Here is a 25,092-nt window from a genome sequence, read left to right as displayed (position 1 = left end):
TCACAGTGAATCGGTTATACTCCCGGACCTGTCTGATTACGTGTGGGATTGTATGGAACGTTTTACCGAAAACCTGATGTATGCATCGCGCTGGTTGCTGGCTCCGGTTTACATTGGACTTTCGCTGGGATTGCTGGCGCTGACCATTAAATTTTTCCAGGAAATTTTTCACCTGCTGCCCAACATTTTCAGCATTGCGGAAAACGATCTGATCCTGTTGCTGCTGTCGCTGGTGGATATGACGCTGGTGGGCGGCCTGCTGGTGATGGTGATGCTGTCAGGCTATGAGAACTTCATCTCTAAGCTCGACATCGACGAAGATAAAGAGAAGCTGAGCTGGCTGGGCAAGATGGACTCCGGCTCGCTGAAGAACAAAGTGGCCGCCTCTATCGTCGCGATCTCCTCGATTCACCTGCTGCGGGTGTTTATGGAAGCGCGCAATGTCGATAACGGCAAGCTGATGTGGTACGTGATTATCCATCTGACCTTTGTGCTCTCCGCCTTTGTGATGGGCTGGCTGGATAAGCTGTCGCGTAGCGACAAAAAGTAGCCTCACGCCTCCGGTAGCCCGCTGACGCGGGCACCTGTTTTATCCGCCTCTCCCTGTTTTCCTGCCTTTCTGATTACCCCGCTGGCGAAGCCGGGCGTGTGCCGGCCAGCTGCGGCATCACCTCTTTGATCATGGTAAAAAAGTGCTGCAGCCTGGCCGGGTAGTAACTCGCCCAGGGATAGGTCAGCCACACCGGCAGCGGCGGAGCCTGCCAGGCGGGGACCAGCTGTACCAGGCTGCCCGCCGCCAGATCCGCCTGCACCGCCCAGGAGGAGACAATTGCCGCACCCATCCCCGCCAGCGCCGCTTTGCGCACCGCATAGAGGCTGTCGCTGGCGAGGCGGGGCGTAATCGGCAGGTTCACCGGCTGGCCGTCGTCAATCCTCTGTAGCGCCACCTCATTGCGGTAAAAACTGGTCAGGGCCAGCCACGGCAGATCGCGCAGCTGTCCGACCGCTTCAACCGGCGGCTGTCGGGCCAGCAGCGAGGGGGCCGCCACCACGATGCGCGGCACCTCGGCCAGCAGAATCGCCACCACGGAGGGATCGGTTGGTGCGCCCACCTGAATCGCGCAGTCAACGTTCTCCGCGATAAAGTCCGGCGTCCGGTCATTCAGCATCCACTCGATATTGAGCCGGGGATAGCGATTCAGGTAATCCACCAGCGGGGCGATCAGCTGATCCTGACCAAAGGCGTGCGGCGCGCGCACCCGCAGCGTTCCGACCGGATCGGCACTGGCATCGGTCAGCGCATCCTCCAGCGCATGCCAGGTTGCCAGCAGCTCCCGCGCCTGCGCGTAGCAGCGTTCGCCATCGTCGGTGAGCTTCAGGGCATGGGTGGTGCGCAGGATCAGCTTCAGGCCGAGCCGCTGCTCCAGGGACTGCAGCCGACGACTGACGGTGGGTTGCGTAGTGCCGAGCTGGGCGGCGGCGGCGGATAAGCTGCCGCTCTCGACGATACGGATAAAGGTCTGCATCAGATCGATGCGATCGCTGCTGTTCGGGTTGTTCATACGCTCCACGCATAACGGTTTTGCCTGATGTCAGTCTACCGCGTATAAACGCGATGCGCTCTAATGGCGGCTGAAAATCGCGAGGAACAGAACCATGTCAGCAATACAGACCCACTCCCACAATGAACCGCTCGCCACGCCGCTGGTGTTTACCCTGGCCGCCGGGGCCGGACTCAGCGTCGCGTCGATCTACTACAGCCAGCCGATGCTGGAGATCATCAACCGGCAGTTTAATGCGGGGATCGGCGCGGTTGGCATGGTGCCGATGCTGACCCAGGCGGGCTATGCGCTGGGTATTCTGCTGCTGGCCCCGCTGGGCGACCGTCATGACCGGCGCACCATCATCTTCATCAAGGGGTTGCTGCTGGTGGCGGCGCTGCTGCTGTGCGGCTTTTCCGGCGGACTCAGCGCGCTGCTGATCGCCAGCTTTGTGACCGGCCTGACCGCCACCGTGGCACAGGATATTGTGCCCGCCTCGGCGGCGCTGGCACCGGAACGCAGCCGGGGGAAAACAGTCGGTACGGTGATGACCGGGCTGCTGGTGGGGATCCTGCTGTCGCGGGTCGTCAGCGGCGTGGTGGCGGAGTATTTCGGCTGGCGCACCCTCTATATGATCGCCGCGCTGTCGGTGCTGCTGATCACGCTGACGCTGCGGCGGATTCTGCCACGCTTCGCGCCGGGCACCCAGGTGAGCTATCCGCGTCTGCTGCTGTCGCTGGTGCATCTCTGGCGTCACCACCAGACGCTGCGCCGGGCCGCACTGGCGCAGGGGCTGCTCTCCGTCGCCTTCAGCGCCTTCTGGTCGACGCTGGCGCTGATGCTCAGCGACCGTTTTCATCTCGACAGTGCCATCGCCGGAGCCTTTGGCCTGGCGGGCGCAGCAGGTGCAATGGCGGCACCGCTGGCGGGCAGTGTCGCTGACCGCATCGGCCCGGCGCGGGTGACGCTGGTGGGTGCAGGGCTGGTGACGCTCTCCTTTGCGCTGATGTTTCTGCTGCCGCTGCTGCCGGTGCCGGCGCAACTGGCGCTGATCGTCCTGTCGGCCATCGGGTTTGATTTAGGGGTGCAGGCTACGCTGGTGGCACATCAGACGCTGGTCTATGGTCTGGCGCCTGAGGCACGCAGCCGTCTCAACGCGCTGCTGTTTACCGTAGTGTTTATCGGGATGGCCAGCGGTGCCGCGCTCGGGAGTCTGGCGCTGGCGCACGGGGGCTGGAATGGAGTGGTTGCGCTCGCCACCCTGGCCGGCGCCGCCAGTGTAGCGGTGCGTTTCGCCAGTCGTCACCTGAAAAACTGATCGTCTCGCCCGTCAAAAAATGTGCCAGGCTTATTCATAAACCCGAAATAATCTGGAGTGTTATGAACTTTTTAGCCTGGACAGCAGCGACGGGCGGCCTTCTGCTGCTGATGTCACTGGCTTCCGGATGGATTCACCGGGGACCCGTGACCTCATTTGGCCTGTTTCTTATCGCCGGGATACTCTGCGGGCCGTGGGGCTTTGACCTTATCCATATCGATATCGTTACCCACTCTGAAGCCGTGGCGCACATCACCGAGATCACCATGGCCGCCTCGCTGTTCATCACCGGCCTTAAGCTGCGCCTGCCGCTGCAGAATCACTGCTGGCACACCGGGCTGAAGCTGGCATTTCCCGCCATGCTGCTGACGGTGGCGGCGATGACCCTGCTGGCGCACTACGTGGTGGGATTAGCGTGGCCGATCGCGCTGGCATTTGGGGCGATCGTCGCGCCCACCGATCCGGTGCTGGCGAGCTTAATCTCGGTGAATGATGCGCAGGATGATGATTCGCTGCGGGTGGCGATCTCCAGCGAAGCGGGCATGAATGATGGCTCCGCGCTGCCGCTGCTGATGCTGGCGCTGCTGCTGTTCAATGGCGAGAGCCTGAGCGGCGCGATGCTGGCGCACTGGGGCGCGGTCGAGGTGATCTGGGCGATTGGCGGCGGGCTGATCATCGGGTTTGTGCTGGGGCAGTTGATTGGCGTGCTGGCGACCCGTCTGCGCAATGCCAATGGCGATGTCGCCCCCAACGATTTCCTGGCGCTGGCGCTGATCGCGCTGAGCTATTCGCTGGTGGAGTGGCTGGGTGCCTCCGGCTTCCTGGCCGCCTTTGCCGCCGGGCTGGGGCTGCGCCGGGCGGAGCTGGGCGTTTTCCGGCGTCATCAGCCCGACGATCTCTCCGACGACGAGCGGGTGCTCCCCTCTGAGGCGCTGGTCAATCCCAACAAGCGGCTGGCACATCAGGGCGACAGCAATATGGTGAAATCGATTGGGTTTGTGGTAGGCGACGCCCTCTCTTTTGGCGATACTATTGAACGTCTGCTGGCGGCTGGCATGATGGTGGTGCTGGGCGTGACGCTGGCGCAGCACTGGAATCTCTACGGCGTGCTGCTCGGGCTGGCGCTGTTCGTCGTGGTGCGGCCGCTGGCTGTGTGGCTGGTGACGCTGCGCGCCGGGCTGCCGCTGGGGCAGCGCCTGCTGATCGGCTGGCTGGGCATCCGGGGGATAGGCAGCCTGAACTACATCGCCTACGCCTGGACGCACGGCATGGAAGGCCCGCAGATGGAAATCATGACGAACATGGCGTTAACACTGGTGGTCTGCAGCGTGGTGATCCACGGCACCACCGTGACGTCGCTGCTGAACTGGCGTCAGAAACGCATTGAAGCCCTTCAGCGCAAGGCTTAACCCGCAAGAACAGGAGTTAAAAAATGAAAGTGACTCAGATAGTGCTGCTGAGTATCCTCGCGTCCGGCAGTGCGCTGGCGGCGGACGACGCTGACACAGAACAGAATGTCTATGCCAGCCAGTTGTGCCACATCGTCAGCGGCGAAAAAAAGGTCGCGACGGCGGATCACTATGTCGAACAGATGAAGTCGGCTGTAGCGAGCAGCCAGTCGCCGTCGGCGATGAATCAGCCCGAATTTGATGAAGAGTCGGCGCGTGAAGTCGCCAGCGCCTGGCTGCAGCTGGGTGACGATGAGCGCGCCAAACTGCGCGTCAATGAACAGCAGTGTGAACAGGCGGTCATGGCGCAGTTCCAGCAGGAAGATTAACCGCGCGGCATCAGAGAAAAACGCGCCTGCCGGGCGCGTTTTTTTATGGCTTTTCAGGGGACATTGCGTACATAATCGCCAGCCATGGCATCCGCCTTGCATCTGTTGATTCTCCTTCAGCCCGCCGCAACGGCTGGCTTATTACTCTGGCATCACTTAACAGGCATTATGATTACGCGTCGACGCTTTATTCTCGGCACGGGAGCGCTTGGGCTCTCCATGACCACCGGCAAATTATTTGCCCGCGATGACATTATTCCCCTCTGGCCGGACGATCCGCCCGGCGGCGGCGGCCCATCGGGTCAGCTGCGGATTAACAGTACCGGTTCATGGTCGAATATCGTCAGCCCGGCGATTCAGCGTTTTAAGCCCGAGAATCCCAATGGCGAGGCGGTGTTGATCGCCGCTGGCGGCGGCTATCGCTGGATCGGCATGGCACGCGAAGCCTGGCCGGTGGCGCGCTGGCTCAACGCCAGTGGCTACACCGCCTATGTGCTCAGCTACCGGCTGCCGCATGAGAAGTGGCAGGCGGGCCGGCTGGCACCGCTGCAGGATGCGCAGCGCGCCATCCGGCTGGTGCGATCTTTCGAACGCAGGGTGCATGTGCTGGGCTTCTCGGCAGGCGGGCATCTGCTGGGGCTGGCGGCGGCGCGGCCGGACTTTCAATCCTATCCCGCCATCGATTCGCTGGATGAGGTGGTGCCTGGCGTTGATAGCGTGGGGCTGATCTATCCGGTGATTACCCTGGAAGCGCCTTATCAGCACACCAACACCCATCTGATGATGGTCGGCAAAAATGCCACGCCGCAGGATGAGGCGAACTGGTCGGTACAGAACTTTGTGACCCGGCACTATCCGCCGACGTTTCTGGCGCAGGCCGAGGACGATCACACCTCCAATCCCTTTAATACCGAGCTGATGCGCGACACCTGTCGCCGCAATCGCGTGCCGGTTGAGCTGATTCAGATCAGCAAAGGCGGGCATGGATTTGGTCTGGGCAAGGCGGGAACGCCCGCGGCGTTATGGGATCAGGCGTATGTCCGCTGGCTGGATCGGGTCGGCTGAGGGGCTCTGGTGCGGTGCAGGGCTGCACGCTCAGTAAACCTGGCAGGCGGCAGAGAGATAAAAAAAACAGGCGGCCGGAGCCGCCTGTTCTGTTGCTGAAGCCCGTGCGGCTTAGCGCATGGTCACAAACTCTTCCGCGGCGGTCGGGTGGATCGCCACGGTGTTGTCGAAGTCTTTCTTGGTCGCGCCCATCTTCAGCGCCACGGCGAAGCCCTGCAGCATCTCATCCATGCCGAATCCGATACCGTGAATCCCGACAATCTTCTCATCGGCACCCACGCAGACCAGCTTCATGCGGCACGGCTGACGATGCTGAGTCACCGCGCTGTACATCGCGGTAAACGATGATTTGTAGATTTTGACCTGATCGTCGCCATACTGTTCGCGCGCCTGCGGCTCGGTCAGGCCGACGGTGCCAATCGGCGGATGGCTGAAGACCACGGTCGGCACATTGCTGTAATCCAGATGCTCATCCGGCTTGTTGTTAAACAGACGCTCAGAGAGACGACGGCCTGCGGCCACCGCGACCGGCGTCAGCTCGACCGCACCGGTGTTATCGCCCACCGCATAGACGCCGGAGACATTGGTGTTCTGGAATTTATCGACGCGGATATAGCCTTTGTCGTCCAGCGCCACGCCTGCAGCGTCAATATTGAGGTTGTCGGTCGCCGGCTCACGGCCGATCGCCCAGACCAGGCAATCCACGGTGTATTCGCTGCCGTTTTCCAGCCGCAGCGTCAGGCTGCCATCTTCATTCTTCGTCACCGATTCCGGCACGGCTTCGGTGTGCAGCGTCGGGCCATCGGTGTTCATTACTTCGACCAGCGTTTCGGAGAGCAGCGGATCGAAGCTGCGCAGCGGCGCATGCTTACGCACGAACAGGTGGGTTTCTGAGCCCAGCGCGTTCACCACGCCCGCCAGCTCGACCGCGATGTAGCCTGCACCGATCACCGCTGTGCGTTCTGGCAGCGCATCCAGCTCGAAGAAACCGTCGGAATCGATGCCATATTCCGCACCCGGAATCGACGGGTGAACCGGACGACCGCCGGTGGCGATCAGGATATGGTTAGCGGTGATGATCTCGCCGTTAACTTCCACGCTGTGCGCATCGACGAAGCGGGCAAAGCCTTTGATTACTTCGACTTTGTTTTTGCCCAGCACGTTGTCATAGGAGTTGTGGATACGATCGATATAGGCGCTGCGGTTTTTCACCAGCGTGGCCCAGTCGAAGCGGTTCACGGTGGTGTCGAAGCCGTAATCCGGGCCGTAAAGATGGATAGCCTCAGCGATTTGCGCGGCGTGCCACATGATCTTTTTCGGCACGCAACCCACGTTCACGCAGGTGCCGCCCAGCTCTTTCGCTTCAATCAGGGCGCATTTCTGGCCATACATAGCCGCACGGTTAATTGAGGCGATACCGCCGCTGCCGCCGCCAATGGCGAGATAGTCGAAATGTCGGGTCATTGAAGTATCCATCCGGTTGCATAAAAAATTGGGGTTGAGTGTAACGCTGCGGGTCGAAATGACGCAAAGTTTGCGCCTATGATTGTAATAGGGTTCTGTTTTTTCATCGCTGACAGGGAAGCATACCATGCACCTCACTTTTCTTGGCACCGGCGGCGGTGCTCCCAGCCTGCAACGTAACGTGACATCCATTGCTTTTACCCGTGCGCAGAGCGGTGAAACCTGGCTGTTCGACTGCGGGGAGGGCACGCAATTACAGTTTATGCGCTCCAGCCTGAAACCGGGCAAAGTGGACAGAATTTTTATCACCCATCTGCATGGCGATCATATTTTCGGGCTGCCGGGCCTGCTCACCAGCCGATCGATGGCCGGGCTGACCACACCGATGACGGTTTACGGGCCAAAGGGGTTAAAAACCTTTGTGGAGACGGCGCTGTCGATCAGCGGCTCTTACACCGACTATCCGCTGACGATCGTCGAGATTGAGGCGGGCTGGACGCTGGATGACGGGGCCTTCCGCATCAGCGCCTGGCCGCTGAGCCATCCGGTAGAGTGCTACGGCTACCGCATTGAGCAGCATGACAAACCCGGCCTGCTGGATGCGGCGCGGCTTAAGGCCGAAGGGGTGCCACGCGGGCCGTGGTTTCAGCAGCTCAAACAGGGCGAGCGCGTCACGCTGGAGGATGGCCGGGTGATCAACGGCACGGACTATCTGGGGCCGGCGACGCCTGGCAAAAAGCTGGCTATCTTTGGCGACACCGCCCCTACCGAGGCCGCGCTGCAACTGGCGGCGGATGTTGATCTGATGGTGCATGAAACCACGCTGGAGGCGGCGATGGTGGAAAAGGCCAACGGACGCGGCCACTCCACCACCCTGCAGGCCGCCGATCTGGCGAAACGCGCCGGGGCAAAACGGCTGATCGCCACCCATTTCAGCTCCCGCTATCTGGCCAGAGACATGAGCCGCCTGCTGGCGGAGTGTCAGACGATTTTTCCCTGCACCGAGCTGGCTTCGGATCTGGCCGTTTTCACGGTTTAGTGCTGAAGTGCCGGATAGGTAAAGAGCAGCAGATGAGTGAGGTTAAGGGTAAAGTGCAGGGCGGTCGCCAGCCATAACCGGCCGCTCCAGTGCCACGCCAGGCCATACAGCAGGCCCGCCAGGGTGGCAAAAATCACCAGCAGTACGCCGCCGGTGAGATGCGCCAGCCCGAACAGCAGTGCGCTGATCGCGAGCGCGGGCACGCCTCCCAGTGCCGCCCGGAGCCGCTGTTGCAGATAGCCGCGAAACAGCGCCTCTTCGGCCAGCGAAACAAAAAACAGATTCGCCAGCATAAATGCGGGCAGCCACGATGGAAGGTGCGGCTCAAACGCCAGACCGCCCAGCAGCACGGCGCAGCAGAGCAGCAGCGGCACGGCGGCGATGAGCGCCAGCGCCGCGATCCACGGATAACGCGGCGGGCAGGCCCGGGCGCGGAACAGCGTCGGCAGGCAGGCCAGCAGCACGAAGGGGATCAGCGCCTTATCGATATTAAAGGAGAAGCTGAACGGCAGGCTATGTGGACCCACCTTAACCGCATCGACCTGAACAGGATTGTGAAAGCCGGGAAAGAGATGGAGCAGCAGCCCCAGCGCGATCAGCAGCAGCAGCGCTTCGCGCAGCAGGGCATATCGGGAACGGGCTGGGTCATCGCGGTGCAGCGCAACCAGCGCGGCGGTGCCGGCCAGCAGCGGCAGAACCGGCCACGTCAGGACCTGATGATAAAACCCCGCCAGCGCGGCGAAGGCTGACAGCAGCAGCGCCAGCCGCCGGGCGGGTTGCAGAGCGGCCAGTGCGGCCGCCAGCAGCATCCACATCGTGGCGTTATTCAGGGACGATCTGGTTTACCACGAAGTGACCTGTGCCTGCCGGAACCAGTTTTTTGTGCAGCCACGGCAGCACGGTGTTCATCTGATCGGCCAGCTTCCACGGCGGGTTGATCACAATCATGCCGGAGGCGGTCATGCCGCGCTGATCGCTGTCCGGACGGGTTGCCAGCTCGATCTGCAGAATATTGCGAATGCCGGTCGCTTCCAGGTCGCGCAGCATATGCTTGATCTGCTGGCGTAATACCACCGGATACCACAGCGCGAAGATGCCGGTGCCGAAACGTTTGTGGCCTTCCTGGATCCCTTTCACGACCGCCTGATAGTCACTTTTCATCTCATACGGCGGATCGATCAGCACCAGACCGCGACGCGACAGCGGGGGCAGCTTCGCTTTCAGCTGCTGATACCCGTCGGCGCGATCGACGCGGGCGCGGTTGTCTTTGCTGAATTCGTTACGCAGCAGCGGATAGTCGCTGGAGTGCAGTTCGGTGAGCTGCAGTTTGTCATCTTCACGCAGCAGGTGACGGGCGATCAGCGGGGAGCCGGGATAGTAACGCAGCGCGGGGCCGCGATTCAGCGCGCCGATCGCGTCAAAATAGGGCTGCAGCAGTGCGGGTGCGTCGGGCTGCTGCCAGATGCGGGCGATCCCTTCCAGATATTCACCGGTACGCTCGGCGTGTTCGCCGCTGAGCTGGTAGCGGCCGGCACCGGCATGGGTGTCCAGGTAGAAAAAGGGTTTCTCTTTCTCTTTCAGCGCCGTGATGATCAGGCTCAGAACGGTGTGCTTCAGCACGTCGGCATGGTTGCCGGCATGGAAGCTATGGCGATAACTCAGCATTGTTTATCCTGTTGAATGTATAAGGTTTTAATTGATGGAAAATCAATTTATCCCAATTATTACCTCACGTATTACCCACAGAACGACGCACAGCAACCGACGCAGGAAAAGCATGAGAATCCGCGATTATATCAGGGATGACGGGGTGATGGGTCGAAAGCGAGAGAACAAATCGGCGCGTTTCTTCCCCACCTCTCTCTGGCTGCCATTGATTTTCGCTACACTAAGCCGCATGTTACTTAGATTGCGTGGCGCGACCCGCTGCGCCCCATACATCCATAAAGGACTGCGCTATGACCAATCCGCTACTGACATCTTTTACGCTTCCCCCTTTTTCTGCCATCCAGCCTGAACATGTGGTGCCTGCCGTGACGGAAGTACTCAGCCAGTGTCGCGCAGAAGTTGAAAAAGTCGTGGCGCAGGGCGCGCCCTACACCTGGGATAACCTGGTTCAGCCGCTGGCGGAAACCGACGATCGCCTGAGCCGCATCTTCTCCCCGGTCAGCCACCTTAACTCCGTGAAAAACAGCCCGGAGCTGCGCGAAGCCTATGAGCAGACGCTGCCGCTGCTCTCTGAATACAGCACCTGGGTCGGTCAGCATGAGGGCCTCTATCAGGCTTATCGCAGCCTGAAAGCGAGCGACGAGTATGCTGCGCTGGATCTGGCGCAGAAGAAGGCGGTCGATAACGCCCTGCGTGATTTCGAACTTTCCGGTATCGGTCTGCCCAAAGAGAAGCAGCAGCGCTATGGCGAGATCGCCGCGCGCCTCTCCGAACTGGGATCGGTCTACAGCAATAACGTGCTGGATGCCACCATGGGCTGGAGCAAGCTGATCACCGACGAAAGCGAACTGGCGGGGATGCCGGAAAGCGCGCTGGCCGCGGCGAAAGCCCAGGCCGAAGCCAAAGAGCAGGAAGGCTGGCTGCTGACGCTGGATATCCCAAGCTATCTGCCGGTTATGACCTACTGCGACAACGCCGCGCTGCGTGAAGAGATGTATCGCGCCTACGCAACACGCGCCTCCGATCAGGGACCGAACGCCGGTAAGTGGGATAACGGCCCTGTCATGGCGGAAGAGCTGGCGCTGCGTCACGAGCTGGCACAGCTGCTGGGCTTTGATTCCTACGCCGATAAATCGCTGGCGACTAAAATGGCACAGAGCCCGTCTCAGGTGATCGACTTCCTGAATGACCTGGCGGAACGCGCCCGTCCGCAGGGCGAAAAAGAGCTGGAGCAGCTGCGCGCCTTCGCCCGGAAAGAGCATGGTGTGACGGAACTCAATCCGTGGGATCTCACCTATTACGGTGAAAAACAGAAGCAGCATCTCTACACCATCAGCGACGAGCAGCTGCGTCCTTACTTCCCGGAAGAGCGGGCCGTCGCCGGTCTGTTTGAAGTGGTAAAACGCATTTACGGCATCACGGCGAAGCAGCGCACCGACGTCGAGGTTTATCATCCTGACGTGAAGTTCTTCGATCTGTTCGATGAAACCGGTGAACTGCGCGGCAGCTTCTACCTCGACCTCTATGCCCGTGAGCACAAGCGCGGCGGGGCCTGGATGGATGACTGCGTAGGTCAGATGCGTAAAGCTGATGGCAGCCTGCAGAAGCCGGTCGCCTACCTGACCTGTAACTTTAACCGCCCGGTAAAAGGCAAACCGGCGCTGTTTACCCATGACGAAGTGATTACTCTGTTCCATGAGTTTGGTCACGGCCTGCACCACATGCTGACCCGCATCGAAGCGCCGGGCGTATCGGGTATCAACGGGGTGCCGTGGGATGCGGTAGAACTGCCAAGTCAGTTTATGGAAAACTGGTGCTGGGAACCGGATGCGCTGGCGTTTATCTCTGGACACTATGAAACGGGCGAGCCGCTGCCGAAAGCGTTGCTGGATAAAATGCTGGCGGCCAAAAACTACCAGGCGGCACTGTTTATCCTGCGTCAGCTTGAGTTTGGTCTGTTCGACTTCCGTCTGCACACCGAGTTTAACCCGGAGAAAGGCGCGCAGATCCTGGAAACCCTGCGCGAAGTGAAAAGCCGCGTGGCGGTCGTTCCGAGCCCGGAATGGGGCCGTTTCCCGCACGCCTTCAGCCATATCTTCGCAGGGGGCTATGCTGCCGGTTACTACAGCTATCTGTGGGCCGACGTGCTGGCGGCCGACGCCTATTCCCGCTTCGAAGAAGAGGGCATCTTCAACCGTGAAACCGGTCAGTCGTTCCTGGATAATATCCTGACGCGCGGGGGGTCCGAAGAGCCGATGGAGCTGTTCAAACGCTTCCGCGGCCGTGAGCCGCAGCTCGATGCGATGCTGGAACATTACGGCATTCAGGGATAAGTCGGTTCGTGAAAATCTGTTTACTTGATGAATCGGGCGCCGGAAACGGCGCCTTATCACGTTTAGCGCAACGCTGGCTGCTGGAGCACGATGACGCCACGCCGCTGGCCCTGGTGCAGACGGCCACGCATCTGGAGCTGCGCAAGCGCGATGAGCCAAAGCTGGGCGGCATTTTTGTTGATTTTGTCACTGGCGCGATGGCGCATCGCCGTCGCTTTGGTGGCGGGCGCGGCGAAGCCGTGGCGAAAGCGGTTGGCATTAAAGGCAGCTATCTGCCGGATGTGGTTGACGCCACGGCCGGGCTGGGGCGGGATGCATTTGTGCTGGCGGCACTGGGTTGCCGGGTACGGATGCTGGAACGCCATCCGGTGGTGGCTGCACTGCTGGACGATGGCCTGCAGCGCGGTTATCAGGATGCGGAAATCGGTCCCTGGCTGCGCGAAAGGCTGACGCTGATCCATGCTGCCAGCGCGCAGGCGCTGGGCGAGATTACGCCTCAGCCCGATGTGGTCTATCTTGACCCGATGTATCCCCATCGCCAGAAAAGTGCGCTAGTAAAAAAAGAGATGCGGGTATTCCAGTCGCTGGTTGGCCCCGATGAAGATGCGGATGCGTTACTGGAACCGGCCCGTCGGCTGGCGAAGAAGCGCATCGTGGTCAAACGGCCAGACTACGCCCCGCCGCTGGCAGGGGTGGAGACGCAGGCGGCGGTGGTCACGAAAAGTCATCGCTTCGATATCTATCCCCCGCTGGCGGCTCCGCCCGCATCCTAATCTGCCCGCTTTCACCAGCGCGCCCGCCCGGTTTATCTGGCACGCTGCCGTACCGGGTTCTTAACGCGCATCTCATCATGTGACGGATGAAATAAAGCATGGCTGAATAATTTCAGCCATGCTTTATAAACGCTTCGCGTTATCGCGGCATAATGCTTCAGCCGGGGTTCTGCGGGACGCTTAATTTAACAGATTGTCCAGAAACGTCGGTGGCACAACGGCGACAGGAGGACGGATCTCTGACGGGTTCCAGTTTGTTTCCGGAACGGTGAGCGGGTATCGGGGGCGATAACCTTGTTCATTAATTCCGGAACATTCATTTCGCACTGGCTGACGTCACCCATCATACCGACGAGGCAGGCGCCACTGACCACCGTTATTTCTGCCGGGTTAATTTCTCTCATCGTTAATATCCTTATTAGTTTCTCTGAATCAGTTAAAGCGACTCTTTCGCGCTGCTCTCCTGTGTAAAGAAAACAAGCAAGCCAGAAAAAGACAACGAATGCCGTTATCTTTGCCTATCGTAATACTTTGATAAGTTCCCTTTTGCTGTCAGGAATTAACCAGGCACGGGTCATAGTCTTCCTGCATGAAAAAAGCCGGCGGGTGCCGGCTTTCAGAAACGGGGATTATGCGTCCTCTTCATCGCGTAGCGGCACAATCAGCATGTCGATGTGCACGGTATTGATCAGCTGGCGGGCAGAGGACATCAGCTTGCTCCAGAAATCCTGATGATGACCACACACGACCAGGTCGACATCATATTTCTTAATCGCATCCACCAGCACCTGCCCCAGGTCGCCGCTGCCGCTCAGCGTCTCACTGACAGGATAACCTGCCGCGTCTGACAACCCTTTCAGCGCGGTATGGGTCTCTTCGGAGATCCGCTTCTGCATATCCCCCAGATTGACATCGATCAGGCCGGTGTAGAGGTCGGAGTAATTCACATCAACGTGAATCAGGGAAATTCTGGCATCGTAGGGGCGAGCCAGCGAGACGGCCTTATCCACCAGCAACTGACTTTCCGGGGAAAGGTCTACTGCAATCAGGATGTGTTTATAAGCCATGATAAAACTCCTTTCACGAGATTAAGGATGGCATCCAGTGTTCCTGCCGCGTCACAGCTTAGCGAAATCCCTTGCGCGAGCGGGCGATGAGCGCCACCAACGTGTCTGCCTGCGTTGCAGGTGATGATGTTGTTATCCCCTGAGTATAGCCTTCTCTCACCGCAAATGCTGCCGTTGCCGCCTGGCTTGTGCAGCAGATCAAGGCTGTTCAGAATTTACTCGCGCTGAACGAAAATCATCGTTGGAAAAAATGTAAAGATTTCTCCTACACTGAAAAAAGGCGGTCCGATTCGCAGCCGCTCAGGGGGTCGAAAACTTTGGCAGTCCGGTGATTCAGTGGCGGGTTATATCGGCAGGCGGGCTCAGTGCATGATGCGGGGTCTGTGGCTGCGATTCCGGCCGGGAGGGGGAGAAAATGATCAGCACTATTGCACTTTTCTGGGCGCTTTGTGTGGTATGTATCGTAAATATGGCGCGCTATTTTTCATCGCTGCGCGCGCTGCTGGCGGTTCTGCGGGGCTGTGATCCGCTGCTGTATCAGTATGTCGATGGTGCGGGATTTTTCACTTCTCACGGCCAGCCGAGCAAACAGGTGCGGCTGGTGACCTATATCTGGGCAAAGCGTTACCTTGACCACCATGATGATGAATTCATCCGGCGCTGTGAGCGGGTTAGAGGACAGTTTATTCTGACCAGTGCACTGTGCGGGCTGGTGGTGATCAGTCTGGTGGGACTGGCGATCTGGCATTAAAAAAGAGCGACCTGAGTCGCCCTTTTTCGCGGAGATTACACCAGTTTCAGGGCAATCCAGTAGAGCGAACCGGAGAGCAGAATACAGACCGGCAGGGTGAAGACCCACGCCATAGCGATATTCTTGATGGTCCGGCTCTGCAATCCGCCGCCGTCGACCAGCATCGTACCGGCCACCGAAGAGGAGAGGATGTGCGTGGTGGAGACAGGCATCCCGGTGTAGCTGGCAATGCCAATCGACAGCGCGGCGGTCACCTGCGCTGACATACCCTGCGCATAGGTCATCCCTTTTTTACCAATCTTCTCACCGATGGTGGTGGCAACACGGCGCCAGCCAATCATCGTACCGGTGCCCAGCGCCAGCGCGACGGCCACAATAATCCAGATCGGCGCATACTCGATGGTGCCAAGCAGGTCGCTTTTCAGTTTGTTGAGGAAGCGTTTGTCATCCGCTGAGGTTTCCGGCAGACGGGCTGCTTTATCGGCGGTATCAGAGATACAGAGCAGCAGGCGACGCATATGACCGCGCTGGTCTACGGTCAGCTGGTCGTAGCTCTGCAGATTGTTCAGCAGCACCTGTGCACCCTGTACCGCCTGCAGTGTCCGCGCGCTGTCACAGTGGAACTCTTTCGGGCTGCTCGCAGGCACTTCTTCCGGTGTTGGCAGCGCAGGCGGTGCCATCTGGATGATGTGCGTCAGCGATGCGTTATGCTGCTGATAGTACTGCTCCAGATGATTGACCGCATCGCGGGTACGCGTGATGTCATAACCGGAGGCGTTCATATTGACCACAAAACCGGCCGGTGCTACCCCGATCAATACCAGCATGATCAGGCCAATTCCTTTCTGACCATCGTTCGCGCCGTGCGAGTAGCTCACGCCAATTGCCGAAACAATCAGGGCGATACGGGTCCAGAACGGTGGCTTTTTCTTGCCGTCGATCTTCTCGCGGTCAGCAGGCGTCATATGAATGCGCGCCCGCTTTTTGGTGTTGCTCCAGTAGCGGCGCAGAATAAAGATCAGGCCACCCGCCAGCACCAGACCGACAATCGGCGACAGGATCAGCGAGAGGAAGATATTCAGCACTTTCGGGATGTTGAGCGCATCAACGACCGAGGTTCCGCTCATCAGAGCATTGGTCAGGCCGATACCGATGATAGCGCCGATCAGCGTATGGGAGCTGGAGGCAGGCAGCCCGAGATACCAGGTACCGAGGTTCCAGATAATCGCCGCCAGCAGCATAGAGAACACCATGGCGAGACCGTGCGCCGATCCAACATTCAGCAGCAGATCGGTGGGAAGCATGTGAACGATAGCGTATGCGACGCTCAATCCACCGAGCAGTACGCCAAGGAAGTTGAATACACCGGCCATGACCACAGCAAGCTGGGCCCGCATGGCACGGGTATAGATGACCGTCGCAACTGCGTTGGCCGTGTCGTGAAAACCGTTGATTGCTTCGTAAAACAATACAAACAGCAGGGCAAGAACCAATAACAGGCTAGTACTGAGGTCTAGACCAGCAAACAAATGTAGCATAAACGTTACGCCATTTTTGGAGGACATGAACGCGGCGCATTATCCGCGACAACGTGCGGTATGGGAAAGCAAAATATAGTTCTGATTTGACCTTTCGTCGTAAGAGTAACAGTCAGCTGGGTGAAAAAGGGTCAGATATCAGTCAGATACAATATGACACATTTACGGCAATTTTTTGACGCTGGCGTCTCCGTGAGCAGATCACTACAATCTGCGCCTTTCCAGTAAAGTGAGTGAACCGCAGTGGAACAGTTTGACGTTATCATCATTGGTGCCGGTGCCGCAGGGCTGTTCTGTGCCGCTCAGGCCGGGCAGCGGGGGCGCCGCGTGTTACTGCTGGATAATGGCAAAAAGCCCGGACGCAAGATTCTGATGTCTGGCGGTGGCCGCTGCAATTTCACCAATCTCTACACCGAACCGGCGGCCTATCTGTCGCACAATCCCCACTTCTGTAAATCCGCGCTGGCGCGTTACACCCAGTGGGATTTTATCGATCTGGTGAATCGCCACGGCATCGCCTGGCATGAGAAAACCCTGGGTCAGCTCTTCTGCGACGACTCGGCGCAGCAGATTGTCGATCTGCTGCTGGCCGAATGCGACAAAGGGAACGTGACGCTGCGGCTGCGCAGCGAGGTGCTTAGCGTGGCGCGCGACGACAGCGGTTATACGCTGCAACTCAACGGCAGCACGGTTCAGGCGCAGAAGCTGGTGATCGCCAGCGGCGGTCTGTCGATGCCAGGCCTGGGTGCCTCGCCGTTTGGCTATAAAATCGCGGAGCAGTTCGGCCTGAGCGTCTATCCGACGCGGGCGGCGCTGGTGCCCTTTACCCTGCATAAACCGCTGCTGGAGCAGTTACAGACGCTGTCAGGCGTTGCGCTGGATACCACCATCGACGCGCAGGATGGCACCCGCTTTAAAGAGGCGATGCTGTTCACCCACCGAGGCCTCTCCGGCCCGGCGGTGTTGCAGATCTCCAGCTACTGGCTGCCGGGTGAGTTCGTTACGATCGATCTGTCGCCCGCTACGCCGCTGGAGGCGTTTCTGACGGCCCAGCGCAACGCGCACCCGAACCTGAGCCTGAAAAACAGCCTGGCGAAGATCCTGCCGAAGCGGCTGGTGGAAGTATTACAGGGGATGAAGAGGGTGCCGGATGTCACCCTGAAGCAGCTTAACAGCAGACAGCAGAGCGAGCTGGCGCAGGCGCTGCACGCCTGGCGCATCCAGCCCAATGGCACCGAGGGCTACCGGACGGCGGAAGTGACGCTCGGCGGCGTCGATACCACCCAACTCTCCTCAAAAACGATGGAGGCGCGCACGATGCCGGGACTCTACTTTATCGGTGAAGTCGCCGATGTCACCGGCTGGCTGGGCGGTTATAACTTCCAGTGGGCCTGGAGTTCCGCCTGGGCCTGCGCCCAGGCGTTGTAAGCCGGTTTACCAGCGCTGATGCACATGCGGTGCAATTTTCTCCTGATAGATCTGCTTCAGCGCGGTCATTGTCTCCGCAGAGAGCGCCTCAACGTCACTGGCGCGGGCGTTGGCTTCCGCCTGCTCACGGTTCTTCGCGCCAGGGATCACCACGCTGACATCCTCATTCATCAGGATCCAGCGCAGCGCAAACATCGCCATCGTGATATCACCCGGCACCAGCCGCCGAATCTCCTCGACCGCCTCCAGGGCAACCTCGTACGGCACGCCTGAGAAGGTCTCGCCTTTATCGAACGCTTCACCATTACGGTTAAAGCTGCGGTGATCGTCCGCAGCGAACACGCTGTCGGCGCGCATCTTACCGGTCAGCAGGCCAGAGGCCAGCGGCACACGGGCGATGATTGCCACTTCACGTTGTTTCGCTTCGCGTAGCAGCCGTTCCGCCGGACGCTGGCGGAAAATGTTGTAGATCAGCTGAATCGACGAGACGTTGGGAAATTCCAGCGCTTTCAGACCTTCCTCGACCTTTTCAACGGACACGCCGTAATGACGGATCTTCCCGGCGGCCACCATCTCATCCATTACCGCGAACACGTCCGGATTGTAGTAAACCTCGGTGGGCGGGCAGTGCAGCTGCACCAGATCCAGGGTGTCGGTCTGCAGATTTTCCCGTGAGCGGTCGATAAAGGCGTTGAGGTTTTCTGCCGTGTAGCCCTTGGCGACGTGGGGCGAGAGGCGACGGCCCAGCTTGGTGGCCACAAACGGGCGTTCCCCGCCGCGCGCCTTCAGCACCTCAGCAATGATTTTTTCGGAGCGGCCATCGCCATAGACATCGGCGGTATCAATAAAGGTTATGCCCGCATCCAGCGCAGCGTTGAGGGCTGCTCTGGCATCCTCCAGGCTCACTTCTCCCCAGGTGCCGCCAATGGCCCATGCGCCAAAACCAATTTCAGAGACGCGCTGACCGGTACGGCCCAGTGTTCGTAGTTTCATGCAAACATTCCTCGATGCGTTTCAGACAGGGTGACAGAAGAGGGCTAACCATTGAGCTTAGCGCTTTCCGGCGCAGAGGCGACCGGATGATGCGGCAGATCGTCGCGGTGCAGCGCATCGGCAGGCTGCTGGTAACGTTGACGTTTTCCGGGAAAAACGGCGGCGTTCGGGCCTTCACCGCTTCGCTAATTAATTGATTTTAAGAAATTTCACCTGAAATTAAACAGGCGAGAGTGTGGATTCGGTCACATACTTCATGTTTTCAGGCTACCAGGTGGATCGCCATGTTTAAATTTATTTCGTCGGTCTTTGCCAGTCCCGAGAAGTTTCTGCAGATCATGAGCCGTCAGGATATCAACGACTCGATCGCGGAAGGTGAGCGGATCATCATTGATGAGAACGGCAATATCTCAGTCAATACGCTGAGCGAGGAAGTCCATGAAGATTTTGCCCGCCATGTGAACACGTTAAAGGGAGTATGAGGTGGGTACCGCGATATTTATGGTGTTGATGGTCAGTGGTTACTGGTATACCAGCCGTGATTTAAACAGCCGCTTTAAAATCCGCCGCTCGTCAGGCTGGGATGTCTACTTCCTGGTGGCGCTCTACGGCTGTATCTTCGTTCTGCAGGGGGTATTCGCGACCGGGCTGGTCTGGCTGCTGCTGCTCTGCGTCTCCGGCATCGCCAATGCCGTACAGATGATCCCTGGCGTCCATCTGAAGTGGCAGGTGGAGTTTATGAACTGGAGCTTTCTCGGCATCCAGGCACCGGTGGTGGTCATGCTCGCCTTTGCCATTCTGCTCTGCCTCTATCGCTCGAACTGGGCAGGCAGCGCGCGGCTCAACGTCTCCGGTCGTAAAGATCTCTATCAGCGCCTTTCGCGCTCCAACGGCGTAGAGCAGTTGCTGTTTCAGTGCATGGAAGAGGGGGAGCTGGCGTGGATTACCCTGAAGTCACGCCGTATCTATATCGGCATGGTGCACGCCTCCACCTTTGAGTATGAGAGCACCAAGAACATTGTGCTGATCCCGATGCTGAGCGGGTATCGCGACAGCAAGACGCTGAAGCTGGCGGTGGAGCACAACTACAGCAAATGGTACGCCGAGCACAACATCACGCTCGACTCATCGCCTAAGGATGCAATGTCGTTCCGCAAAGTGATCATGGTTGACCAGATTGAGAGCCTGTCGCTGTTCGATCCTGCCAGTGCCACCGCGCTCTCCATGGGACATCCCCAGGAGGTCGAAAAGAGCCAGGGCACCGAGGATGGCGACCGCCCGGATGCAGAAAGCCGGGACACGCCGGATTAAACCGTTCCATGGGTTCCTCTGACCGCAGGCCAGAGGACAATCAGATACATTGACCTCTCCCTACCCGCGCGCTGCCCTGGCAGAGGCGCACTCTCCGCCAGACAGCACACCTGGCCATGGCCTGAGCGGATTAGCGGTTAAGCTTGTCATGAGACAATCAACCAGGAGTGAATATGGCTCAGCAAAAAGAGATTCTGATTATTGGTGCATCGCGCGGCATTGGTCTGGCCGTCGCCCGGGCGTTTGCCGATGAGGGCTGGCAGGTTACGGCCACGCACCGCAGCGGCATACCGGCGCAGGGCAACCACTCTGGCATCCGATGGCATGCGCTGGAGATGACCGACACGGCGGCGGTACAGCAGCTTGCCGGCCAGCTGCATAAAGGGACGTTTGCGGCGATGCTGATCAACGCCGGGATCAGCGGCCCTGCGCATCAGTCGCTGTTACAGAGTGACGATCAGGCGCTGGCACAGCTGTTCCTGACCAATACGATTGCACCGGTGCGCACTGCAGAGATCCTGCTGCCGCTGTTGCAGCCGGAGGGCGTGCTGGCGATCACCTCCTCGCAGCTCGGCAGCCTGAACGAAAACCCCACGGCGCAGATGCCGATCTACGCGGCCAGCAAAGCCGCGCTGAATATGCTGAGCCGCACGCTGACAGGCGCGGTTGACGCGCAGCGCGGGACGCTGCTGACGCTGCATCCCGGCTGGGTAAAAACGGATATGGGCGGTGAGAGTGCGCCCCTGACCGCCGAAGAGAGCGCAGCGGGCATTGTTCAGCAGCTCGCCCACTGGCGGGGGCGCGGTGGCCATCACTATGTCGACTACGCTGGCCAGACGCTGCAATGGTAGGCTGACGCGGGGCGGTTACGCCCCGATATCACGCAGTGCTTTGCCCTTCATCAGATTGCGTTCGATGTGCTCCAGCGTCACATGCTTGGTCTCGGGCACCAGCATCAGCGTCAGCAGAATAAACACCAGGTTGAGCGCACCGTAGAACCAGAAAGTATTGGCGTTGCCCAGCTGGTCCAGCAGCGTCAGGAAGGTCGCGCCCACAATCATATTGCCGACCCAGTTGGTGGTCGTGGAGGCGGTGATACCGAAGTCACGCCCTTTCAGCGGCTGAATCTCTGAGCAGAGCAGCCAGATCACCGGCCCGGCCGCCATAGCGAAGCCCACAATAAACATCAGCAGCATCGCGACGGCAAAGTATTTGCGGAAATCTGTCTCCACGCCGACGTGCAGCAGCGTGCCCAGCGCCCCCATTCCGATCGCCATCACCAGGAAACTGGTGGTCAGCATCGGTTTACGTCCCCAGCGATCCACAAAGAAGATGGCAATCAGGGTCGCCAGCATGTTGACCAGCCCGACAACCACCGTGCCCCACATCTGCTCGCTGGTGCTGGAGAAACCGGCGATGTTAAAGATCTTCGGCGCGTAGTACATCACCACGTTCATGCCGGTAAACTGCTGCATCACCTGCAGCAGCATCCCCAGCCACACCGCGCGGCGGAAATTGGTGTTCGAGCGGAACAGTGACCAGCCGCGCTGCTTCACCTGCAGGCTCTCGCGGATCTCTTCCAGCTCTTCGCGCGCCTGCTCACTGCTGTTGCGAAGGCGATCCAGCACCCGCTGCGCCTCATTAAAGCGACCGTGGGCGGCCAGCCAGCGCGGGCTGTTCGGCAGAAACAGCACGCCGATAAACAGGATTACCGCCGGAATAGCGATAATACCCAGCATGGCGCGCCAGTTGCCGCTGTAGCTGAAGGCGGTATCAGAGAGATAGGCCACCACAATGCCGGTGGTCAGCATCAGCTGATACATCGAGATCATGGAGCCGCGAATCCGTTCCGGCGCGATCTCCGCCAGGTAGAGCGGGGCGGTATAAGAGGCGATTCCGACAGCCAGACCCAGCATCACGCGGGCGCAGACCAGCGAGGTGACATCGGGAGAGAAGGCCGACCACAGCGAACCGACGACAAACAGCGTCGCGCCCGCCAGCATACTTTTTTTACGGCCCAGCTTTGACGACATCCAGCCTGCAGCCAGCGCACCCAGCGCCGCACCAAACATCATCGCGCTGACCACCCACTCCTGCTGATGATTAGTGATCTGCAGATCCTTCGCCAGAAATGGCAGGGCACCGGCAATCACGCCGATATCCAGGCCAAACAGCAGGCCGGACAGCGCCGCCATAAAACAGACGAACCAGGTAAAGCGGTTCTGTTGATGTCCCGATCGTTTAGCTGCTCCCATGCGAGTCTCCCTGCGCCGATGTTATGTCAATATTGTTAACGTTATGTAAACATAGCTGATGCTGGTGTGGTGCCGATCACACTTTTACGCATCACCCTGCCTGGCAGAAGGGATGGCGAAAAGAAAACGCCAGAGATCAGCGGGATGGCCCAATGGCGGGAAAAGGGAAGTGGGGCACGATTACGCAAAACCGGGCAGGAAAGGGTGGCTTTTGCAACTCTCCGCCTGCGGCATTACACTGCCGCTTTTCTGCCATTGATTGAAGGTGCTTATGTCTGAACCTTTCCAGCGTCAGCCACTGCCTCTGCCAGGCGGTCATAACAAAGTCCTGCTGCACTCCTGCTGCGCGCCCTGTTCGGGCGAAGTCATGGAAGCGATGCTGGCCTCCGGCATTGATTACACGATCTATTTCTACAACCCGAATATTCATCCACTTAAAGAGTATGAACTGCGTAAAGAGGAGAACATCCGCTTTGCCGAAAAGTTTGGCGTGCCCTTTGTGGATGCTGACTACGATCGGGATAACTGGTTTGAGCGCGCGCGCGGACTGGAGTGGTCGCCGGAACGGGGCGAGCGCTGCACCATGTGCTTTGATATGCGCTTCGAGCGTACGGCACTCTATGCGCATGAGAACGGCTTCCCGGTCATGACCAGTTGCCTGGGGATTTCGCGCTGGAAAGATATGAAACAGATTAACAGCTGCGGTGTACGCGCCGCGGCGGCCTATCCGGACCTGCTTTACTGGGAGTTTAACTGGCGTAAAGGCGGCGGTTCGGCGCGCATGATTGAAATCAGCAAGCGCGAAAGTTTCTATCAGCAGGAGTATTGCGGCTGTGTCTATTCCCTGCGCGACACCAATCGTCATCGCGTCGCCCAGGGACGTGAGCGTATTCAGATTGGTGTGCAATATTATCAGCCTGATGAGTCCTGATTATCCTGCGTTGCGACAGGTCGCGGCCTGTGCATGGCCGTGCGTGGCGGTCATCACCGGCCGCAGCGTAACGCTGCCGTCCGGTCCGCTGTCGTGTTGCCCGTAACTGCACTGCGCACAGGGGTTATCCGTATAGCCCGGCTGTTGCTTTGCCGCGTCGCTCAGCTGACGCTTCCGGCAGGCGCTGGGCGTGCAGCCCATGATCTGCCTGAATGAACGGGTAAAAGATTGCTGACTTTCGAAATGGTATTTCAGCGCCAGCGCGATGATCGGGGCGTGGCTGTTCTTTAAATCATTCACGCTGGCGTTAAGCTTTTTCTTGCGGATATAGCGCGCCAGCGTTTCATTGTGATAACGGGCAAAGAGCTTCTGTAAATACCATTTTGAGTAACCCGCTTTTTCTGCAATATCGTCCACGCTTAAACGCTGATCGAGATTGTGATTAATCCACTCGGTTATAGAAATAATTACGCTTTCGTTATGTTTATTGTCGGTCATAGAGCCTCCCTGTTTCAGGTCCGGCAATGATGAATTATTTATCTTAATGTGCTTATTCCTTGCGTAAAAGATTTTTCAGTATTTTAATATTTATTTCGAGAGATGTTCATTTGACCATCCTTTTTTAATAAAAAGGATGAGTTGTAATTGATGTGTTGATAATTATGAAGTAATGAAATAAAAATAATTCGCCGCGCTACATTATCAGAAAACACGTTTTCTCATTATCGCTATCGCACGTCGCATCAATAGATTTCTGACGGTGACATGCCAGGCTTAGGGTTCATCTTTCATCAGGAGAACCCCGGATGAGCCCGACATACGCGTTGAAAAAACCGCTTGCCGCTTTGCTCACCTTGCTGGCTTTATCTGCACCGGCCTCTGCCAGTGCCACGCCGGTGTATGGCGAACAGCTGGAAGGCTTTACCTATCCCTGGCCGCTGCACCATTTTGAGTTTCACTCCCAGCAGCAGTCGCTGAGCATGGGCTATATGGATGTCAGACCGGCGCAACAGGCCAACGGCAAAACGGTGGTGCTGATGCATGGCAAAAACTTCTGCGGCGCGACCTGGGAAGAGACGATTCGGGTGCTGAGTCAGCAGGGGTATCGTGTAATCGCGCCCGACCAGATTGGATTCTGCAGTTCCACCAAGCCCGATCGCTACCAGTACAGTTTCCAGCAGCTGGCCGACAATACCCATCAGCTGCTTGCCCGGCTGGGGGTGAAACAGGCGGTGATCATCGGTCACTCCACGGGCGGAATGCTGGCTACCCGCTATGCCCTGATGTATCCGGATCAGACGCAGAAGCTGGTGCTGGTTAACCCGATCGGGCTGGAGGACTGGAAGGCGAAGGGCGCACCGTGGCGCTCCGTCGATCAGTGGTATCAGCGCGAGCTCAGGCTCAGCGCTGCGGGCATCCGGAAATATGAGCAGCAGACTTACTATGCCGGACGCTGGAAACCGGAATACGATCGCTGGGTCGATATGCTGGCGGGCCTCAACGGGGGGCCAGGGCATCAGAAGGTTGCCTGGAACTCCGCCTTACTCTACGACATGATCTTCACGCAGCCCGTGTTCTATGAGCTGGGTGACCTGAAGGTGCCCACGACGCTGATGATCGGCACCGCCGATACCACCGCAATCGGCAGCGACATCGCCTCACCGGCGGTCAGAGCGCAACTGGGAAAATATGCGGTCCTGGGTAAAGCGGCGGCTCAACGCATTCCGGGCGCGCGGTTAATCGAATTTCCTGGCATGGGACACGCGCCACAGATGGAGGCGCCGGCGACATTTAACCAGACGCTGCTCGACGATCTGGCGCGCCCCTGAACCGCCGGGCC

General features: G+C 58.9%; 24 protein-coding genes. 15 read left to right on the top strand and 9 right to left on the bottom strand.

Annotated features, from left to right (window positions below; genetic code table 11):
• The first annotated feature begins 52 nt into the window (after positions 1-52).
• Positions 53-550: a TIGR00645 family protein gene (locus AB1748_RS01070; protein WP_111139303.1), complete on the top strand. Its 498-nt coding sequence runs from the start codon at positions 53-55 to the stop codon at positions 548-550.
• Positions 551-623: 73 nt separating this feature from the next.
• Here the strand turns inward: AB1748_RS01070 and AB1748_RS01065 are convergent, their stop codons facing one another.
• Entirely contained in the window at positions 624-1,562 is a 939-nt protein-coding gene (locus AB1748_RS01065) for a LysR family transcriptional regulator (protein WP_367395907.1), read from the bottom strand.
• A 94-nt stretch (positions 1,563-1,656) separates the two neighbouring features.
• Here AB1748_RS01065 and AB1748_RS01060 point away from each other — a divergent pair, with 94 nt between their 5' ends.
• The 4 genes from AB1748_RS01060 (at position 1,657) to AB1748_RS01045 (ending at position 5,701) form a co-directional block, all read left to right on the top strand.
• Positions 1,657-2,859 (top strand): MFS transporter, encoded by a 1,203-nt coding sequence (locus AB1748_RS01060; RefSeq protein WP_111139301.1) that lies wholly within the window; start codon positions 1,657-1,659, stop codon positions 2,857-2,859.
• Between the two features lie 62 nt (positions 2,860-2,921).
• The gene (locus tag AB1748_RS01055) at positions 2,922-4,268 is read left to right on the top strand and encodes a sodium:proton antiporter (RefSeq protein ID WP_293773212.1); all 1,347 of its coding nucleotides are present in this window, start codon (positions 2,922-2,924) and stop codon (positions 4,266-4,268) included.
• 23 nt (positions 4,269-4,291) lie between these two features.
• Positions 4,292-4,636, top strand: a complete 345-nt coding sequence (locus AB1748_RS01050; protein WP_111139299.1) for a hypothetical protein — start codon at positions 4,292-4,294, stop codon at positions 4,634-4,636.
• 168 nt (positions 4,637-4,804) lie between these two features.
• Positions 4,805-5,701 (top strand): alpha/beta hydrolase, encoded by an 897-nt coding sequence (locus AB1748_RS01045; RefSeq protein WP_140917398.1) that lies wholly within the window; start codon positions 4,805-4,807, stop codon positions 5,699-5,701.
• A gap of 111 nt (positions 5,702-5,812) precedes the next feature.
• On the opposite strand, the gene gorA is transcribed toward AB1748_RS01045, so the two are convergent.
• Positions 5,813-7,165 (bottom strand): glutathione-disulfide reductase, encoded by a 1,353-nt coding sequence (gene gorA, locus AB1748_RS01040; protein ID WP_111139297.1) that lies wholly within the window; start codon positions 7,163-7,165, stop codon positions 5,813-5,815.
• Between the two features lie 127 nt (positions 7,166-7,292).
• Between gorA and rnz the strand changes: the two genes are divergently transcribed.
• Positions 7,293-8,204 (top strand): ribonuclease Z, encoded by a 912-nt coding sequence (rnz, locus tag AB1748_RS01035; protein WP_367395906.1) that lies wholly within the window; start codon positions 7,293-7,295, stop codon positions 8,202-8,204.
• Here rnz and AB1748_RS01030 read toward each other — a convergent pair.
• Together AB1748_RS01030 and AB1748_RS01025 are read right to left on the bottom strand one after the other, a co-directional pair.
• Positions 8,201-9,019, bottom strand: coding sequence for a CPBP family intramembrane glutamic endopeptidase (locus tag AB1748_RS01030; protein WP_111139295.1), 819 nt, complete (start codon positions 9,017-9,019; stop codon positions 8,201-8,203). The genes rnz and AB1748_RS01030 overlap by 4 nt on opposite strands.
• A gap of 7 nt (positions 9,020-9,026) precedes the next feature.
• Positions 9,027-9,869, bottom strand: a complete 843-nt coding sequence (locus AB1748_RS01025) for a 23S rRNA (adenine(2030)-N(6))-methyltransferase RlmJ (RefSeq protein ID WP_111139294.1) — start codon at positions 9,867-9,869, stop codon at positions 9,027-9,029.
• A gap of 293 nt (positions 9,870-10,162) precedes the next feature.
• On the opposite strand from AB1748_RS01025, the gene prlC reads away from it, so the two are divergent.
• On the top strand, positions 10,163-12,205 hold the full coding sequence (gene prlC / locus AB1748_RS01020; protein ID WP_367395905.1) for an oligopeptidase A: 2,043 nt from the start codon (positions 10,163-10,165) through the stop codon (positions 12,203-12,205).
• Between the two features lie 8 nt (positions 12,206-12,213).
• Positions 12,214-12,978, top strand: a complete 765-nt coding sequence (rsmJ, locus tag AB1748_RS01015; RefSeq protein WP_111139292.1) for a 16S rRNA (guanine(1516)-N(2))-methyltransferase RsmJ — start codon at positions 12,214-12,216, stop codon at positions 12,976-12,978.
• 629 nt (positions 12,979-13,607) lie between these two features.
• On the opposite strand, the gene uspA is transcribed toward rsmJ, so the two are convergent.
• Positions 13,608-14,045, bottom strand: coding sequence for a universal stress protein UspA (uspA, locus tag AB1748_RS01010; protein WP_293773229.1), 438 nt, complete (start codon positions 14,043-14,045; stop codon positions 13,608-13,610).
• A 415-nt stretch (positions 14,046-14,460) separates the two neighbouring features.
• Here uspA and uspB point away from each other — a divergent pair, with 415 nt between their 5' ends.
• Positions 14,461-14,796 carry a universal stress protein UspB gene (uspB, locus tag AB1748_RS01005; protein WP_111139289.1) on the top strand — a complete coding sequence of 112 codons (336 nt, stop codon included), beginning with the start codon at positions 14,461-14,463 and terminating at the stop codon, positions 14,794-14,796.
• A gap of 35 nt (positions 14,797-14,831) precedes the next feature.
• On the opposite strand, the gene pitA is transcribed toward uspB, so the two are convergent.
• Positions 14,832-16,334: an inorganic phosphate transporter PitA gene (gene pitA / locus AB1748_RS01000; RefSeq protein ID WP_367396308.1), complete on the bottom strand. Its 1,503-nt coding sequence runs from the start codon at positions 16,332-16,334 to the stop codon at positions 14,832-14,834.
• 243 nt (positions 16,335-16,577) lie between these two features.
• Between pitA and AB1748_RS00995 the strand changes: the two genes are divergently transcribed.
• Positions 16,578-17,762: an NAD(P)/FAD-dependent oxidoreductase gene (locus tag AB1748_RS00995; protein WP_367395904.1), complete on the top strand. Its 1,185-nt coding sequence runs from the start codon at positions 16,578-16,580 to the stop codon at positions 17,760-17,762.
• A 6-nt stretch (positions 17,763-17,768) separates the two neighbouring features.
• On the opposite strand, the gene AB1748_RS00990 is transcribed toward AB1748_RS00995, so the two are convergent.
• Entirely contained in the window at positions 17,769-18,755 is a 987-nt protein-coding gene (locus tag AB1748_RS00990) for an aldo/keto reductase (RefSeq protein WP_367395903.1), read from the bottom strand.
• A gap of 284 nt (positions 18,756-19,039) precedes the next feature.
• Between AB1748_RS00990 and AB1748_RS00985 the strand changes: the two genes are divergently transcribed.
• The 3 genes from AB1748_RS00985 to AB1748_RS00975 all read left to right on the top strand — a co-directional run bounded on the left by AB1748_RS00985 (position 19,040) and on the right by AB1748_RS00975 (position 20,917).
• Positions 19,040-19,237 carry a hypothetical protein gene (locus tag AB1748_RS00985; protein WP_111139285.1) on the top strand — a complete coding sequence of 66 codons (198 nt, stop codon included), beginning with the start codon at positions 19,040-19,042 and terminating at the stop codon, positions 19,235-19,237.
• Between the two features lies 1 nt (position 19,238).
• The gene (locus AB1748_RS00980; RefSeq protein WP_111139284.1) at positions 19,239-20,066 is read left to right on the top strand and encodes a hypothetical protein; all 828 of its coding nucleotides are present in this window, start codon (positions 19,239-19,241) and stop codon (positions 20,064-20,066) included.
• A 173-nt stretch (positions 20,067-20,239) separates the two neighbouring features.
• Positions 20,240-20,917: an SDR family oxidoreductase gene (locus tag AB1748_RS00975; RefSeq protein WP_367395902.1), complete on the top strand. Its 678-nt coding sequence runs from the start codon at positions 20,240-20,242 to the stop codon at positions 20,915-20,917.
• A 15-nt stretch (positions 20,918-20,932) separates the two neighbouring features.
• Here the strand turns inward: AB1748_RS00975 and AB1748_RS00970 are convergent, their stop codons facing one another.
• The gene (locus AB1748_RS00970) at positions 20,933-22,321 is read right to left on the bottom strand and encodes a sugar porter family MFS transporter (protein ID WP_111139282.1); all 1,389 of its coding nucleotides are present in this window, start codon (positions 22,319-22,321) and stop codon (positions 20,933-20,935) included.
• 271 nt (positions 22,322-22,592) lie between these two features.
• Between AB1748_RS00970 and AB1748_RS00965 the strand changes: the two genes are divergently transcribed.
• A complete protein-coding gene (locus AB1748_RS00965; protein ID WP_111139281.1) occupies positions 22,593-23,252 on the top strand; it encodes an epoxyqueuosine reductase QueH in 660 nt (219 codons plus the stop codon).
• Here AB1748_RS00965 and AB1748_RS00960 read toward each other — a convergent pair whose 3' ends face one another.
• A complete protein-coding gene (locus AB1748_RS00960) occupies positions 23,253-23,750 on the bottom strand; it encodes a helix-turn-helix domain-containing protein (RefSeq protein WP_367395901.1) in 498 nt (165 codons plus the stop codon). It abuts the gene before it with no gap.
• A 308-nt stretch (positions 23,751-24,058) separates the two neighbouring features.
• Here AB1748_RS00960 and AB1748_RS00955 point away from each other — a divergent pair, with 308 nt between their 5' ends.
• A complete protein-coding gene (locus AB1748_RS00955; protein WP_111139279.1) occupies positions 24,059-25,081 on the top strand; it encodes an alpha/beta fold hydrolase in 1,023 nt (340 codons plus the stop codon).
• The last annotated feature ends 11 nt before the right edge of the window (positions 25,082-25,092 follow it).

Source organism: Pantoea sp. Ep11b, assembly GCF_040783975.1.
In the GTDB taxonomy this organism is placed as follows: domain Bacteria; phylum Pseudomonadota; class Gammaproteobacteria; order Enterobacterales; family Enterobacteriaceae; genus Pantoea.
The sequence above is the reverse complement of the archived record's forward strand: the minus strand, read 5'-3'. Positions and strand labels throughout refer to the sequence as shown.

Excerpts from the sequence above, each read along its gene's own strand:
- AB1748_RS00965 (WP_111139281.1), top strand. The coding sequence starts at position 22,593 with ATGTCTGAACCTTTCCAGCGTCAGCCACTGCCTCTGCCAGGCGGTCAT.
- AB1748_RS00955 (WP_111139279.1), top strand. The coding sequence starts at position 24,059 with ATGAGCCCGACATACGCGTTGAAAAAACCGCTTGCCGCTTTGCTCACC.
- AB1748_RS01025 (WP_111139294.1), bottom strand. The coding sequence starts at position 9,869 with ATGCTGAGTTATCGCCATAGCTTCCATGCCGGCAACCATGCCGACGTG.
- prlC (WP_367395905.1), top strand. The coding sequence starts at position 10,163 with ATGACCAATCCGCTACTGACATCTTTTACGCTTCCCCCTTTTTCTGCC.
- AB1748_RS01030 (WP_111139295.1), bottom strand. The coding sequence starts at position 9,019 with ATGTGGATGCTGCTGGCGGCCGCACTGGCCGCTCTGCAACCCGCCCGG.
- AB1748_RS00960 (WP_367395901.1), bottom strand. The coding sequence starts at position 23,750 with ATGACCGACAATAAACATAACGAAAGCGTAATTATTTCTATAACCGAG.
- AB1748_RS01045 (WP_140917398.1), top strand. The coding sequence starts at position 4,805 with ATGATTACGCGTCGACGCTTTATTCTCGGCACGGGAGCGCTTGGGCTC.
- AB1748_RS01065 (WP_367395907.1), bottom strand. The coding sequence starts at position 1,562 with ATGAACAACCCGAACAGCAGCGATCGCATCGATCTGATGCAGACCTTT.
- rnz (WP_367395906.1), top strand. The coding sequence starts at position 7,293 with ATGCACCTCACTTTTCTTGGCACCGGCGGCGGTGCTCCCAGCCTGCAA.
- AB1748_RS00970 (WP_111139282.1), bottom strand. The coding sequence starts at position 22,321 with ATGGGAGCAGCTAAACGATCGGGACATCAACAGAACCGCTTTACCTGG.
- AB1748_RS01070 (WP_111139303.1), top strand. The coding sequence starts at position 53 with ATGGAACGTTTTACCGAAAACCTGATGTATGCATCGCGCTGGTTGCTG.
- AB1748_RS01060 (WP_111139301.1), top strand. The coding sequence starts at position 1,657 with ATGTCAGCAATACAGACCCACTCCCACAATGAACCGCTCGCCACGCCG.
- pitA (WP_367396308.1), bottom strand. The coding sequence starts at position 16,334 with ATGCTACATTTGTTTGCTGGTCTAGACCTCAGTACTAGCCTGTTATTG.
- AB1748_RS01050 (WP_111139299.1), top strand. The coding sequence starts at position 4,292 with ATGAAAGTGACTCAGATAGTGCTGCTGAGTATCCTCGCGTCCGGCAGT.
- gorA (WP_111139297.1), bottom strand. The coding sequence starts at position 7,165 with ATGACCCGACATTTCGACTATCTCGCCATTGGCGGCGGCAGCGGCGGT.
- AB1748_RS00990 (WP_367395903.1), bottom strand. The coding sequence starts at position 18,755 with ATGAAACTACGAACACTGGGCCGTACCGGTCAGCGCGTCTCTGAAATT.
- AB1748_RS00985 (WP_111139285.1), top strand. The coding sequence starts at position 19,040 with ATGTTTAAATTTATTTCGTCGGTCTTTGCCAGTCCCGAGAAGTTTCTG.
- uspB (WP_111139289.1), top strand. The coding sequence starts at position 14,461 with ATGATCAGCACTATTGCACTTTTCTGGGCGCTTTGTGTGGTATGTATC.
- uspA (WP_293773229.1), bottom strand. The coding sequence starts at position 14,045 with ATGGCTTATAAACACATCCTGATTGCAGTAGACCTTTCCCCGGAAAGT.
- AB1748_RS00975 (WP_367395902.1), top strand. The coding sequence starts at position 20,240 with ATGGCTCAGCAAAAAGAGATTCTGATTATTGGTGCATCGCGCGGCATT.
- AB1748_RS01055 (WP_293773212.1), top strand. The coding sequence starts at position 2,922 with ATGAACTTTTTAGCCTGGACAGCAGCGACGGGCGGCCTTCTGCTGCTG.